This is a genomic window from Vibrio sp. Isolate33 (assembly GCF_022397895.1).
Taxonomy (GTDB): Bacteria; Pseudomonadota; Gammaproteobacteria; order Enterobacterales; family Vibrionaceae; genus Vibrio; species Vibrio pomeroyi.
Genome location: NZ_JAKEUP010000006.1, coordinates 109,514 through 123,044 on the forward strand (window position 1 = coordinate 109,514; position 13,531 = coordinate 123,044).

Genomic DNA, 13,531 nt, shown 5'->3' on the forward strand with positions numbered 1-13,531 from the left:
TTACTATGTTGACAAAATAGCTAAATCATCAATCAATAATGCAGCATCATTTTTTCATGTGATGAAGGAGTATTTATATTATAGTTCTCGGTTTGTTTATTCGTCAGTTATATTTGTTTGTATACTTAGTTATTGTTTGTACGATATGAAGCCAATATTTTTTATGTTCTTTTTTATATCAGCTACACTTTCAATGTTTACTTCAATTCAGTCTTTTTTACTATTTAAGTTTAATCTTGTTTCCCATGTTTTTAAAATTAGCATCATATCACTATGTGTTAATTTTATTGTAATAATAACATTGTCCGGAATTTTCAATGAATACTCGATCCTAATTGCAAGTGTTATCATGGAACTTGTTTCTATCATGTATTGTTTCTATCATATCCGAGAGAAAATTAACAATGAAAAAGATATTTTATCTAACTAAGCATCAAAGTTTAGGTGCCAGCAGTAGATATCGCAGTCTACAATATTTTCCTTTTCTTATTGAAAAAGGGTACAAGGTTGTTCACTCCCCCCTTTTTTGTGATGATTATTTGACTCTTAAATACTCAGGTAATAAGCTATATTACTTTCTCGCAATATGGGCAATTTTAAAAAGACTGGCAGTTTCTTTATATCTTTTATTTGACGATAAATCTACTTTAGTAATTGAGAAAGAGGTGATTCCGTACTTTCCTCCTATCTTTGAATGGATGTTCAAAGTGACTGGGCGTAATTATATTTTAGATTATGATGATGCTGTTTGGCATAATTATGATAAGTTTAAAGGAAGTAATTTCTTTTCTTTTCTTTATAACAAGCATCGTCGAATTATCCAATGGGCAAGCGGAGTTAATGCTGGTAGTGAATATATACTAAGATTTGCTAAGGGAGTGGGAGCTCGCAGAGTAATTAAAATACCAACTGTGATTGAATACCAAAGGTATGATAAGGAAAAATGTAAACGCTCCAGAAGTGACAACAAAATTGTTATTGGTTGGATAGGTTCCCCAACTTCATCCCAATACCTGCTAAGTGTTGAGAGTGCGATTAGGCGCTTGCAGGAAGATTTAGACGTCGAAGTTCACTTGATTGGTGCCGATAAAGAGTTTTGTGAAAAATTGCGTTTTAGAAATAAAGTAATTCAATGGTCGGAAGAGAATGAAATATTGGAGCTAAGTAATATTGATATAGGTATAATGCCTTTGAGTGACTCTCGCTTTGAAAAAGGTAAGTGTGCTTTTAAATTGATTCAATATATGGCAATGTCTAAACCTGTGGTTTGCAGTCCTGTGGGCGAGAATAGTGTTTTAGTTAAGCATGGTGAGTCGGGGTTATACGCTCACGATGATGATGAATGGTATGAAATGCTTTTTAAACTTATCAATGATGAAAAGCTCAGGTTAAAAATAGGACTTGAAGGTAATCGTGTGGTAAGGGAGGGGTATACTCTTGAGTCACAATGCGATAGATACTTAGACTTTATTGAAGGTGATTTTAATGGCTAAATGTCTATTAATCTGTAACTCTGATGGCGCTTTATACAAGTTTCGTTATCCAATTATCAAAGCCTTGATTGAGCAAGGACATGAAGTACATAGTATTTCTACTGCATCTAGTCCGGAAGGTAGTTTTATTGGTGACTTGAAACGTATGGGCGTTATAACGCATACTGCAGACTTTTCTGGAAGGTCTATTGGGTTACTATCGATTATAAATTTGTTTATGTTTATATTAAAAAAAATATTAGAACTTAAACCAGATATTATTCATTGTTTTACACATAAAGCTAATGTTGTTGGCGGGCTTGCTAGTATTATATCTAATAATAAAAATAGACTATACCTATCAGTAACGGGGATGGGACTCCTCTATTCCTACGATAAAGTTAGCTATCGGTTTGGCCGATTATTAGTTAATTGGGTCTATCGTATTTTGGGTAGGAAATCTAATAATATATTCTTTCAGAATCATGATGATGCAAACTACTTTCTATCTAAGGGACTACTGAAGTCAGATAAGGTCTTAGTAACTAACGGTTCCGGATTTGATCCAAGCATGGTTCCAAGCCATGAGGTTAAACCTATAAGCAAGGTGGAATTTTTAAAACAGCATGGATTCTCGGGGCATGAGTTACTTGTTTTATACCCTAGCAGAGCATTGTTTGAAAAAGGTATCAATGAGTATATAGAAGCTATTGAACGTATCAATCTGGTAAGAGATGATTTCGTTTTTCTACATATAGGTTCTCCATCGCTAGATGAAGCATCAGGTATGACAAAAACAAAAATTTCCAACACGAAATTAAGAAATTCGATTTTTTTTGAACACAAGCCTAATATCTTTCAATATTTCCAATTGAGTGATGTGGTAGTACTCCCTTCTTATAGAGAAGGAACTCCCCGCGCTATAATCGAGGCCCTATATTACGACAAATATATCGTGACTACCGATGCTCCTGGTTGTAATGAAACTGTTATTGACCGTTGGAATGGCGATCTTATTAAGCCTAAATCGTCTATTTCATTAGCATCAGCTATTGTTAATATAGATAGCGCTTTGATTGATAGAAATAAAGGGCGTTCGAAGATTCTTTTTGATAGAAAGTATCATTCTAAACATATTGTAAAGCAAACTTTAGGTTGCTATTTTGACTGTGAGTAATTGATTAATGAAAATTTTGGTAACAGGCGGTGCTGGATTTATAGGAAGTGCTGTTATTAGACATATAATAGAGAACACTAACGATGAAGTTGTTAATGTGGATTGCCTAACCTACGCTGGCAATTTAGAGTCTCTTGTTGAAGTCGATTCGAACGAACGTTATGGATTCGAGAAAGTGAATATCTGCAATCGTTCAGAGCTTGCCCGTGTTTTTGAGCAATATCAACCTGATGCGGTAATGCACCTTGCAGCTGAATCGCATGTTGATCGCTCAATCACTGGTCCCGCTGCGTTTATTGAAACCAATGTCGTTGGTACATATACCATACTGGAAGCTACTCGCGAGTACTGGAATACGCTTTCAGACAAAGCAAAAGCAGAGTTTCGCTTCCATCATATCTCGACTGATGAGGTTTATGGTGACCTCCCGCATCCAGATGAGGTGCCAGAAGGGGAGGAGTTACCAATGTTCTTAGAGACGACACCTTATGAGCCGTCTAGTCCGTACTCTGCTTCAAAAGCATCAAGTGATCATTTAGTTCGCGCATGGTTGCGTACTTACGGCCTGCCAACTATCGTTACTAATTGCTCAAATAACTACGGCCCATATCACTTCCCTGAAAAACTGATCCCACTGGTCATCTTAAATGCTCTGGAAGGAAAAGATCTTCCTATTTACGGAAAAGGTGATCAAATTCGTGACTGGTTATTTGTCGAAGACCATGCAAGAGCGCTCTACAAAGTAGTCACTGAAGGTAAAGTAGGTGAGACCTACAATATCGGCGGCCATAACGAAAAGAAAAACCTCGAAGTCGTTAATACAATTTGCGACATCTTAGATACGCTAGTACCTAAAGAGTCAGCGTATGCAGAGCAGATCACTTACGTTCAAGATCGTCCCGGTCATGACCGTCGTTACGCCATTGACTCATCTAAAATGCAACGTGAACTAGATTGGACGCCAGAAGAGACGTTTGAAACAGGTCTTCGTAAAACAGTACAATGGTACTTAGACAACTCAAAATGGTGTCAAAACGTGCAAGATGGTAGCTACCAACGTGAGCGTTTGGGTGTAGAAGCCGTTGAATCAAAGGAAGGTAACTAATGAAAGGTATTGTATTAGCGGGTGGTTCCGGCACACGTTTATATCCATTGACCCGCGGCGTATCCAAGCAGCTATTGCCTATCTACGATAAGCCGATGGTATTTTACCCAATTTCGACGTTAATGCTTGCTGGTATAAAAGATATTTTAATAATCACGACACCAGAAGACAACGCAGGTTTTAAGCGCCTGCTGGGGGATGGCTCTGATTTTGGTATCAACCTTGAATACGCAATTCAACCAAGCCCTGATGGCTTAGCACAAGCGTTTATTATCGGTGAAGAGTTTATCTGTGATGACAGCGTTTGTTTAGTACTGGGTGATAATATCTTCTATGGTCAATCTTTTTCCAAAACGCTACAAAGCGCCGCTTCAAGAGAGTCGGGTGCAACCGTGTTTGGTTACCAAGTGAAAGACCCTGAGCGTTTTGGTGTGGTCGAATTTGATGAACAGATGAAAGCCGTTTCAATTGAAGAGAAACCGGAAGCACCAAAGTCCAACTATGCAGTAACGGGTTTGTATTTCTACGATAATCGCGTGGTGGAAATGGCTAAGCAAGTGACGCCATCTCATCGTGGTGAGCTAGAAATTACGACACTAAATGAAATGTACTTAAATGACGGCTCATTAAACGTAGAGCTACTTGGTCGTGGCTTTGCTTGGTTAGATACTGGTACGCATGAGAGCCTGCATGAAGCGTCTTCTTTCGTTCAAACAATTGAAAATGTTCAAGGCTTGAAAGTAGCTTGTTTAGAAGAAATTGCATGGCGTAACGGTTGGTTGAGTGATGAGCAAGTTCTTAGTCTAGCCAAACCAATGATGAAAAATGAATATGGCCAATATTTGACGCGATTAGTGAGCGAAACTCAGAACAAGGCGGTAAAATGATGCGAGTACTCATTACTGGTTGTTATGGTCAAGTGGGCTCTTGTTTAACTGATCAGTTGGTCAATAAGGAAAATATCATGATACGCGGCTTGGATAGAGAGCATCTTGATATTACTAATCAAGAGGCGGTCTATTCTGCTGTTACCGAATTTCAACCAACCATCATTATTAATGCCGCGGCTCATACCGCTGTTGACAAAGCTGAAGAGGAAGTCGACCTTTCTTACGCGATAAACCGTGATGGCCCTAAATACTTGGCGCAAGCCGCTCAGAGTGTAGGTGCTGCAATGCTGCACATCTCGACCGATTATGTCTTTGAGGGCAATAAAGCGGGTGAGTATGTGGAAACAGATGCTACAAACCCGCAAGGGGTTTACGGTAAAAGTAAGCTCGCCGGTGAAATCGCTGTTGCCGAGGCGTGTGATAAACACATTATACTTCGTACGGCATGGGTCTTTGGTGAGAACGGCAACAATTTCGTGAAATCAATGCTGCGTTTAGGAGAAAATAGAGACGCATTAAGTATTGTTGGTGACCAGTTTGGTGGACCGACGTATGCGGGCGATATTGCGGGTGCATTGATTCAAATCGCTAAGTGCATTACCCAAGGTGATGCGGTGGATTACGGTGTTTACCATTACTCGGGTTTACCACATGTGAGTTGGTTTGACTTTGCTGATACCATTTTTGGGGTTGCCGTTGAGCATGGAGTTCTTGCAAATAAACCAAGCTTAACGAGTATTACCACTGACCAATACCCAACACCAGCTAAGCGCCCAAACAATTCTCGATTAGGTACCAAAAAAATAACTCTAGGTTTCTCGGTTAAAGCGAGCGATTGGAAGGCTGCATTAAACAATATTCAAGCGTATACGGAATAACAAAAATGAAAGTAATCGATACTCGTATTCCTGATGTGAAAATCATAGAACCAAGTGTGTTTGGTGATGACCGTGGTTTCTTTATGGAAACCTGGAATCAAAAAAAATTTGAAGAACTAGTAACGGGAAAACCGACTCAATTTGTACAAGATAACCATTCCAAATCTAAACAAGGTATTTTGCGTGGTTTGCATTACCAAACCGAAAACACACAAGGTAAGCTTGTTCGTGTAGTATCAGGTGAGGTATTTGATGTGGCAGTAGATATTCGAAAGGGCTCTCCGACGTTTGGTCAATGGGTTGGTGAGTATTTATCTGCAGAGAACAAGCGCCAACTTTGGGTCCCGCAAGGTTTTGCTCATGGTTTTTACGTGACGAGTAACGAGGCTGAGTTTGTCTATAAATGTACCGACTTTTATAACCCTAGCGCTGAGCAATCATTAGCATGGGACGATCAGCTAGTTGATATATCGTGGCCTTTAATACCGTCTAATAACACACCATTACTTTCTAATAAGGATATGAATGGACTCTCACTGAGTGAGGTTACTAAACTAAGATGAAGCGCGTAATAGTTGTTGGCACTGTTGGAATACCAGCGTGTTATGGTGGCTTTGAGTCGCTTGTTGAGAACTTGACTTTAAATAAAGATAGTGGAACTCAGTACATTGTTTTTTGTTCGTCAAAAAGCTATCAGACACGTATGCAAGAGTATAACCAAGCCCAATTGCATTATTTACCATTAAGAGCTAACGGGGCTCAAAGCATCTTCTATGATATACTATCGCTGATAAAGTCTTGGAACATAAAACCTGATGTGGTTCTTATTTTAGGCGTTTCTGGTTGTATTTTTCTTCCCATTTTTAAGCTATTCTCCAAAGCAAAAATAGTGACAAATATTGATGGTTTAGAGTGGAAGCGGGAGAAGTGGGGAGGGCTCGTGAAACGTTTCTTGAAGTTCTCTGAATCAATGGCTGTCAAGTATTCTGATGTTGTTGTTACTGATAACCAAGCTATTACAGATTACGTCTATAAAGAATATGGGTTAAATTCGGAAACAATAGCTTACGGTGGTGATCACGCAAAACCAGAAACCCAACCTCAATCTATTAATTCTCAAACTTATGCTTTAGGATTGTGTCGTATAGAGCCAGAAAATAATGTAGAGATGATTCTTGAGGCTTATTCAAGAACTTCATTTCCAATAAAATTTGTCGGTAATTGGGCTGCAAGCGAATACGGACGTAAAATTAGAGTTCAATACGCCAAATTTTCCAATATTGAACTATTGGATCCTATTTATGACATTGATGAACTATACAAGCTTCGTCAAGGTTGCTCTTTGTATCTTCATGGTCATTCGGCCGGCGGCACTAATCCTTCGTTAGTTGAGATGATGCATTTTGGTGTTCCTGTTTTCGCATTTGACTGTAGCTTCAATCGTTACAGTACTGAGGATAGTGCATTGTATTTCAGTAGTAGCGATAGTTTGCTTAACCTTATTTTGAGCACCAAAGGATTATGTGGCTTAGAGTTGAATGGTAAAGCAATGAAGGCGATAGCGCTTAAGCGTTATACTTGGGATAAAGTTTCACGGCAATATGAAAGTACTTACATTTAATCTACGAGTAGTTGAAAGTCATATATAGCCTTTCGTCTGATGTATCGCTTACGATAAGTTTGATAAGAGGTTTATATTAAATTACAAGAAGAGATGCCTGTTTTCTCTTCGGTGCATCACTCAGACTAACCATTTAAGATGAAAATAATGATTACAACAAATTTTAGAAGTGACCAATAATTGACAGTAAATTATCCATATCCTGTGTTTTTGTTGATGATAAAAGCTGGTTAGAAAGTCTCACATGTATCTCCTGAAATAAAGAGATTTTAGCTCGAGTGGTTTTATTAATGATGTTACCCCTAACTAAAAAGGTGGTTAGTTATTGGTGTCGAATATCAAGTTGGCACAGTCCAAGGTTTTGTTATGATTAAGAAACAGGCTTTAAATATATTTTTTTTCCTACCATTTGTTTGGATTTTTAGTGGCTTATTTATCTTTGAAAATGGCGATAAAGTTCTTTCAGTTATTATAATTATCACTATAGCTACTTCTTTTTTTATTTACCGTACTACTATGATTCGGACTAACTTGAGTAATAATTGGTGGTTATATCTAATTGTACTCTATTTGTTTTTTATTGGTGTAAGTTATGTATATAAGGGGGACTTTAGCGGGCGAGAGGCTCGCGCTGCGATAGGTGCATTTTTTATTATGCTTTTTTTGCCTTATGATAGGTTAAAAGTTCTACACTTGCAGGCTTTAGTGATTTTAGGTTCTGTTTGTATAATGGGTGTTTCAGTTTACTATCAAGTTTACTTAGGTAAATCTCGAATGTCGCTGCCTGTCAACCCTATACCTTATGCAACACTCGGAGCTTCATTTGCTATAACGGCTTTTATATTAGCTATATATGAACAGAGTAAAAGTCAGGCACTACTTCTTTTTTGTGGGTTCTCCCTTGCAACTTCAAGTGTTTTATTGAGTGAGAGTCGTGGTGTGTGGCTTGCTTTGGCTTTTGCTGTAATGGTAGTCTCGATAAAGAACATAAAGAGAATAAAGTTCAGTAAAACCATTGTGTTAATGGTTGTTGTTGTTTTTTCTATTATAGCATTGTTTAGTAAAGGTTTTGTATATGACCGATATCAAAGAACTATATCTGAATTCTCTGCAATCGAACAAGGTAACCTAAGTACCTCTATTGGTGTTCGACTACAATTATGGAACACCGCTATAAGTATAGCTGATGGTAGCCCTATCTTGGGGGTTAAAGATTATAAGTCTGAATTGAAAAAGTTATACGATAAAGGTGAGTTGACAAAAAATGTAATTACGGCTCCTCATCCACACAATGAAATATTAAACAAACTTGTTCAACAAGGAGGGGGAGGAGTTTTGATATATCTGAGCTTCATGTTGTTCCCAGTGTTTTTTTTCAAAGATTTATCTTTATTAGGAAAGGACTTACTCATTAGTATACCGATTATATATATTGTATCAGGATTAACAGATATTCCTATGTATCATGGTCAAACGCTTATTGTATATTTGGTTGTAATTGGTTTACTTTACCGATGTAGATGTTTCAAATAGTTCGAGTTGCCTATTCTGAAAAATGTATACTAGGCTGGAAATGAAGCCAATTAACGGTTGTTTTATATTATTTTCCGAAAGTAAAACCAGCTAAAACACGCTTGTCATCTATCTGCTTTTCTTGGGGGATGTGGATTGAGATTTATTAGTTTCTAAATTTTAGTTCTTTGGTTTGTTTAAGTGCATATCACTTTGGCTCCTAAAGGGTGTCGTAAGTTAAAACCCAGGTGGGAACTTAGCTGCATGCCTAGGCATGAATTAACTTGATTAAAGTGAGTATTTTAGAATATATTATTGCCCAGTAGGTAACTATGTGCATATTGCCGCTTGGGCAATAATATGCATGTCGATATATGTCCAACTTGTTATTTTAGATAAATACTAAACAGCAGTAACTTGAATTAGGATTAATTGTCATTTGGCACATTTCGTTCTAAGATAGGATAGAATCTTCCAGACATTACTTAGAAGCGCAAGATAGATTGTAAAGCAAATTACAAACGCGTAGAACATGACATATTCTGGGATGTTTAGTATTTCACCAGAAATTCCGACTGCCGCGTAGAGAGTTGCAATACTACAAATAACGATAAGTGTTTGTGTTGAGCTTAAACCTAGACGTTGGAAAATGTGATGTAAATGCTCACGATCAGGCTTAAAAGGAGAGTCCCCTCTTCTTATTCTACGAATCATAATAGCAGCCATGTCCATCAACGGCACTGCAATTAGCCATAACGCGGTAACAGGACGCAGTGGTGGAGTGCTTCCATTCTGACTAGATAGCAGCAATAGCCAGATAACAGTAAAACCAATCAACATACTCCCAGCGTCCCCCATAAATACCTTTCTTTTTCGGCCAAAGGCACCAAGGTTTAACAGGATATACGGAATAATCACAACGACCAATACTAAACAAATGTAGGCTAAACTCGATTGACCATCATGGTTAAGCATTATTCCTAACCCACCAAAGGTTACGATAGATAACCCGCCCAGCAGGCCATCAATTCCGTCGACCATATTGAATGCATTGATCGCTCCCACGACCGCAATCATGGTTACAAAGTAACCAAACCAACCTAGTGTAATGACATCACCGCTACCAAATACATCTCCTATAGTACTAAGTTCAATGCCGCCAACAATCATCATAACGATAGAAAGACCTGCTTGCACTGCAAACCTTAATTTAAAGCTGATGTCGTATTTATCATCCAAAACTCCAACGCTAACAAGTATGAATATACACGCGGCGTATAGCTCGGTATACGGTAGAATGGTTGGGTTATTGAATAAGAAATAAAGTATAGAGATACAAATGGATAGCCCACCAACTAAGGGAATAGCGCCATTGTGCAACTTACGAGCATTTGGCTTGTCAACTAACCCTATTTTTTTTGCAAATTTACGCATTGTAAAAGTTGTTGCAAGGGAAAAGAAAAACAGGAAAGAGAGGTCAATAAATGAAATGAGCACGATTCAGCCTAATAATGTATTTGGAACTATTTTAGTGTATTTGGCTGCTAGATAAAAGCAGGGGGAATGATCTACGTGATCTTTCTCTATCGCAGTTAAGCTCTAATTGGAACTCCCCCATAACTGGTAAGCCTTTTTATGAGGTGAATGTAAACCGTATTTTTTCATACTCGCTCCTTTAATCTAAGACGTTTCTTGATCTTGAATTCCAGTTTTGACTGTAAACTGGAGCAAATATTGCGCGAATTTTTTAACACCGTTTTTTTGAATTGAACGAGTTCAGTCTTATGCTAGCTAGGAAGTCGTTCAACAATCTTTCGAATAGCACTGCTACCTACCATTGGTATAACAAGCCGCGGTATTGCTAAAAATCAGCCCGAGTGTTGATGCAAAACCAACAAGCATCACCGCAAGCAGCAATCCATGGAGAGTAAAACGATCGGCATCTTGTCCACTACCCTAGGCGAGCAACCGCCTAATTATACGTAGAAAACCCTAAACTGATGCCCATACAGATACAGTTGATGGCGAAGGTTACTCGGAAAGTTAAGTTAACGGCCTGTGACTATCTTGCATGCAAAGTGCCGATTGAATTAGAATACAGTCAATTGTGAGTAGTCTGAAAACCGTTTTCATAACGTTTACAAACCACACAAGATTAAAAGCATACGGTGTGATAGCATCCTGCCGTTATTAATTCAGATGTTTTGAGAGACTTACAGTGAAGCAGCAGACACAACCACAATCGTACTCCCCGCAAAATTCACCAATGTACGCAACGAATGATGACGTTAATATGAGGGAGCTGTTTGGAGCCTTGTGGTACGGAAAATTAATTGTGATATTGGTTACTGCTTTATTTTTTGTTAGTAGTCTTGGTTTGGCTTTTCTGTCTCAAGAATGGTGGTCTTCAAATGCAAAGATCACCGAGGCTCAACCTCAAAACTTGGCCGCGTATCAGCGCCAAGTGAAGCAGTTTCAACCTGTTTTTGATCTCTATCAAGAAGACGGCACGGTCCTTGTTAGCAACGAACTTAATCGTTTGGTGAGTTCAGAGGTGTTATTCCAACGCTTTGTAAATGCATTTAACTCAACTAATAATAAGAAAGCTTTCTTAGATAAAAATACCGAATTCCAAGAGTTTAAAGATTCTGTATCTAGCAGTAGCTCTGAGAGTAGTACCGATGAAACTAGAGTGTTGTATAATAAATGGTTCGATAGAGTCTCCGCCTCTAAAGTTGATAGGAATGACCCTAAGTCACCGTATATCATTACTTTTCAAACAACAACCAAAGAGAGCAGTTTCAATTTATTAACAGATTACGTTTTGGCTACAGAATCAAAAGTGCATCAAGATGCGTTCAATAATTTACATGCCGTAGTTAGTGGCAAAAAAAATGAGTTGATTCAACAAAAAAGAATCTTAGAAAGTCAGGCAAGCAATCAATTATTGGTCGAAACTGAGCGAGCAAAATACGCTTCCCAAATTGCTAAGTCTGCAGGTGTCGATAGACCAATCCAAACCGGTAATGAAAAGGAGCTGTTTAGTATTGATTTGGGCGCTAAAGGTTTAGATGCAAAAGTCAAGGCTTTAGAATCTATTAAAAATCTGAGTGTTATTGAACCTCGTCTTCAGCAGATTAACGCAAAGTTGGATATGCTTAATAACCTTGAGATTGACCGCACTGCTGATTTTCAAACGTTCCGTTATCTAGAAAATATTGAGCAGCCGATAACTCGAGATAAACCTAAGCGTGCTTTGATTATTGTTCTTGGTACATTATTCGGTGGTATGTTGGGCTTTGCAGTAGTTTTAATTCGATTTTTATTTATAAAAGAAGATTAATTAGCTTTAATGGCTAGTGTCTATATACACTAGCCATTTTTTCTACCCTTAACACATAGAATGCCAGACTGACCTCCAAACATTACTCAAACCGTATTAGGCAAAGGCTCTGGCGATAGAGTCTAGTTGTTCACTAATAGCGAACAGTTGGCTGCGGTTTATCTTAAAGCTCAATAATGAACTTATACTCTTAGTTTTTGTGTGGCACTCTGCTCTGCTCTAGTTTCTGTATTGTACCAATGTAGTTTTATAGTGCTGCAAATACCCTCGAAGGTCCTCTTTATGTGACGCTATTTCCTAAATAATACTTTATAAGGTATCGTTTATGATTTATCCATTTACTTGATTGCGGTTATTATCTATGATGATCAATCAGTTGTTTAAGCTGAGCAACTGTTTGAGGATGTGAAAATCATCTTCTACATATAAACGTTTATATTAATGGAAATTATTATGAAAAAGATGGCTCTAGCGGCTGCATTAGCAGTTAGCTTCTCAGGTGCTGCGTTTGCAGCTGAAACTACAGCGGCAGCTGGCACTGGTACTGGCGCAAGCTCAGGCGCAGCAGCAGGCGCTGGTGCATCTGCAGCAGCAGCTGGCACAGCAACAACAGTTGCAGTAGCGACAGCAGCAGTAGCAGCAGCAGCAGCTGTAGCGGTTGCTTCTAACGAAAGCGGTGCAACAACTACAACAACTACTCGATAATTTTTGAGTCGGCGTTTAAAACCATTTTATGTGAAAGCATAAAGTGGTTTTTTTGTATCTTATTGATTAATTTTCCATCTTGGACAGCAGCAACCAGATTGCTAGGAAGCAGAACTCGTCATGCTTAAACCTCTAATCATATCTCTTGGTCTTTTTCTTGTTGGTTGTTCTCAGCAGTTTCAAGACGTTAATTCCACTTTTGATGAAGCCTTTTTTGGAAGCTCCGATGTTGAGCTATCCAAGGAATACATTCAAACTTTACCGTACTCCAGTATTTACGCGGAAGTGAATGACCAAGGTAAAATCTTCATGGTCTTAGCGTACGTCGGTGAAAACCCGCAAACGGGTGTGGAACAGTTAAAGTGGATGTCTTCTGACAAAGCGATGATCGTCACTGAAAATGGACGCATCGTACAAACGCTATTGCTTCCTTACGAAAACCTTTCTGGCTTAGCATTCCAACCGTTGGATGAGTACTCGTCTGCAAGTAACTCGTCAGCAGGCTCTTCTTCTGCGTTTGATGTGTCAGTTAACCCCGGTGCCCAAAAGTGGCAAGCGGTTTACGACTGGCAACCCAACTATCGATTCGGCTATAAAGCAAATATCACCCGAACGTATGCGGGAAATGAAACGGTCGAAACACCGTTAGCGTCTATCGATACTAAGAAGTTCCAAGAAAAGATTTATTTCCCTATGTTAGAGCAAGAGATCACCAATGAATATTGGGTCGACAACAAAGGCAAAGTAGTCAAAACCATACAGTATTTAGGCCCAGATATGACAAGGCTTGAGTTAACCGTCCTTAAGCATTATCAAAGCAATTAACGA

Annotated in this window: 12 protein-coding genes and 1 pseudogene; 11 read left to right on the top strand and 2 right to left on the bottom strand. The window is 38.5% G+C overall.

What is annotated here, in order from left to right; genetic code table 11:
- Positions 1-404 precede the first annotated feature (404 nt).
- The 8 genes from L1D37_RS11635 (at position 405) to L1D37_RS11670 (ending at position 8,676) form a co-directional block, all read left to right on the top strand.
- Positions 405-1,493, top strand: a complete 1,089-nt coding sequence (locus L1D37_RS11635; RefSeq protein WP_239847980.1) for a glycosyltransferase family 4 protein — start codon at positions 405-407, stop codon at positions 1,491-1,493.
- Positions 1,486-2,649 carry a glycosyltransferase family 4 protein gene (locus L1D37_RS11640; protein WP_239847981.1) on the top strand — a complete coding sequence of 388 codons (1,164 nt, stop codon included), beginning with the start codon at positions 1,486-1,488 and terminating at the stop codon, positions 2,647-2,649. Before L1D37_RS11635 ends, L1D37_RS11640 begins: the two co-directional genes overlap by 8 nt.
- A gap of 7 nt (positions 2,650-2,656) precedes the next feature.
- A complete protein-coding gene (gene rfbB / locus L1D37_RS11645; RefSeq protein ID WP_239847982.1) occupies positions 2,657-3,754 on the top strand; it encodes a dTDP-glucose 4,6-dehydratase in 1,098 nt (365 codons plus the stop codon).
- Positions 3,754-4,641 carry a glucose-1-phosphate thymidylyltransferase RfbA gene (gene rfbA, locus L1D37_RS11650; RefSeq protein WP_239847983.1) on the top strand — a complete coding sequence of 296 codons (888 nt, stop codon included), beginning with the start codon at positions 3,754-3,756 and terminating at the stop codon, positions 4,639-4,641. The genes rfbB and rfbA overlap by 1 nt, the downstream gene beginning before the upstream one ends.
- Entirely contained in the window at positions 4,641-5,522 is an 882-nt protein-coding gene (gene rfbD, locus L1D37_RS11655; RefSeq protein ID WP_239848038.1) for a dTDP-4-dehydrorhamnose reductase, read from the top strand. Before rfbA ends, rfbD begins: the two co-directional genes overlap by 1 nt.
- Before the next feature lie 5 nt (positions 5,523-5,527).
- Positions 5,528-6,085 carry a dTDP-4-dehydrorhamnose 3,5-epimerase gene (rfbC, locus tag L1D37_RS11660; protein ID WP_239847984.1) on the top strand — a complete coding sequence of 186 codons (558 nt, stop codon included), beginning with the start codon at positions 5,528-5,530 and terminating at the stop codon, positions 6,083-6,085.
- Positions 6,082-7,143 carry a DUF1972 domain-containing protein gene (locus L1D37_RS11665; protein WP_239847985.1) on the top strand — a complete coding sequence of 354 codons (1,062 nt, stop codon included), beginning with the start codon at positions 6,082-6,084 and terminating at the stop codon, positions 7,141-7,143. The genes rfbC and L1D37_RS11665 overlap by 4 nt, the downstream gene beginning before the upstream one ends.
- A gap of 366 nt (positions 7,144-7,509) precedes the next feature.
- Positions 7,510-8,676: an O-antigen ligase family protein gene (locus tag L1D37_RS11670; protein WP_239847986.1), complete on the top strand. Its 1,167-nt coding sequence runs from the start codon at positions 7,510-7,512 to the stop codon at positions 8,674-8,676.
- 414 nt (positions 8,677-9,090) lie between these two features.
- Here L1D37_RS11670 and wecA read toward each other — a convergent pair whose 3' ends face one another.
- Positions 9,091-10,152 (bottom strand): UDP-N-acetylglucosamine--undecaprenyl-phosphate N-acetylglucosaminephosphotransferase, encoded by a 1,062-nt coding sequence (wecA, locus tag L1D37_RS11675; protein ID WP_239847987.1) that lies wholly within the window; start codon positions 10,150-10,152, stop codon positions 9,091-9,093.
- Positions 10,153-10,469: 317 nt separating this feature from the next.
- A pseudogene (locus tag L1D37_RS11680) lies at positions 10,470-10,711 on the bottom strand (MATE family efflux transporter); the annotation flags it as partial.
- A 162-nt stretch (positions 10,712-10,873) separates the two neighbouring features.
- Here L1D37_RS11680 and L1D37_RS11685 point away from each other — a divergent pair.
- The 3 genes from L1D37_RS11685 to L1D37_RS11695 all read left to right on the top strand — a co-directional run bounded on the left by L1D37_RS11685 (position 10,874) and on the right by L1D37_RS11695 (position 13,528).
- On the top strand, positions 10,874-11,998 hold the full coding sequence (locus L1D37_RS11685) for a Wzz/FepE/Etk N-terminal domain-containing protein (protein WP_239847988.1): 1,125 nt from the start codon (positions 10,874-10,876) through the stop codon (positions 11,996-11,998).
- 453 nt (positions 11,999-12,451) lie between these two features.
- On the top strand, positions 12,452-12,703 hold the full coding sequence (locus L1D37_RS11690) for a hypothetical protein (RefSeq protein WP_102383293.1): 252 nt from the start codon (positions 12,452-12,454) through the stop codon (positions 12,701-12,703).
- Between the two features lie 120 nt (positions 12,704-12,823).
- Positions 12,824-13,528, top strand: a complete 705-nt coding sequence (locus L1D37_RS11695) for a YjbF family lipoprotein (RefSeq protein ID WP_239847989.1) — start codon at positions 12,824-12,826, stop codon at positions 13,526-13,528.
- The last annotated feature ends 3 nt before the right edge of the window (positions 13,529-13,531 follow it).

Excerpts from the sequence above, each read along its gene's own strand:
- L1D37_RS11665 (WP_239847985.1), top strand. The coding sequence starts at position 6,082 with ATGAAGCGCGTAATAGTTGTTGGCACTGTTGGAATACCAGCGTGTTAT.
- L1D37_RS11635 (WP_239847980.1), top strand. The coding sequence starts at position 405 with ATGAAAAAGATATTTTATCTAACTAAGCATCAAAGTTTAGGTGCCAGC.
- L1D37_RS11695 (WP_239847989.1), top strand. The coding sequence starts at position 12,824 with ATGCTTAAACCTCTAATCATATCTCTTGGTCTTTTTCTTGTTGGTTGT.
- L1D37_RS11640 (WP_239847981.1), top strand. The coding sequence starts at position 1,486 with ATGGCTAAATGTCTATTAATCTGTAACTCTGATGGCGCTTTATACAAG.
- rfbD (WP_239848038.1), top strand. The coding sequence starts at position 4,641 with ATGCGAGTACTCATTACTGGTTGTTATGGTCAAGTGGGCTCTTGTTTA.
- L1D37_RS11690 (WP_102383293.1), top strand. The coding sequence starts at position 12,452 with ATGAAAAAGATGGCTCTAGCGGCTGCATTAGCAGTTAGCTTCTCAGGT.
- rfbB (WP_239847982.1), top strand. The coding sequence starts at position 2,657 with ATGAAAATTTTGGTAACAGGCGGTGCTGGATTTATAGGAAGTGCTGTT.
- rfbA (WP_239847983.1), top strand. The coding sequence starts at position 3,754 with ATGAAAGGTATTGTATTAGCGGGTGGTTCCGGCACACGTTTATATCCA.
- L1D37_RS11670 (WP_239847986.1), top strand. The coding sequence starts at position 7,510 with ATGATTAAGAAACAGGCTTTAAATATATTTTTTTTCCTACCATTTGTT.
- rfbC (WP_239847984.1), top strand. The coding sequence starts at position 5,528 with ATGAAAGTAATCGATACTCGTATTCCTGATGTGAAAATCATAGAACCA.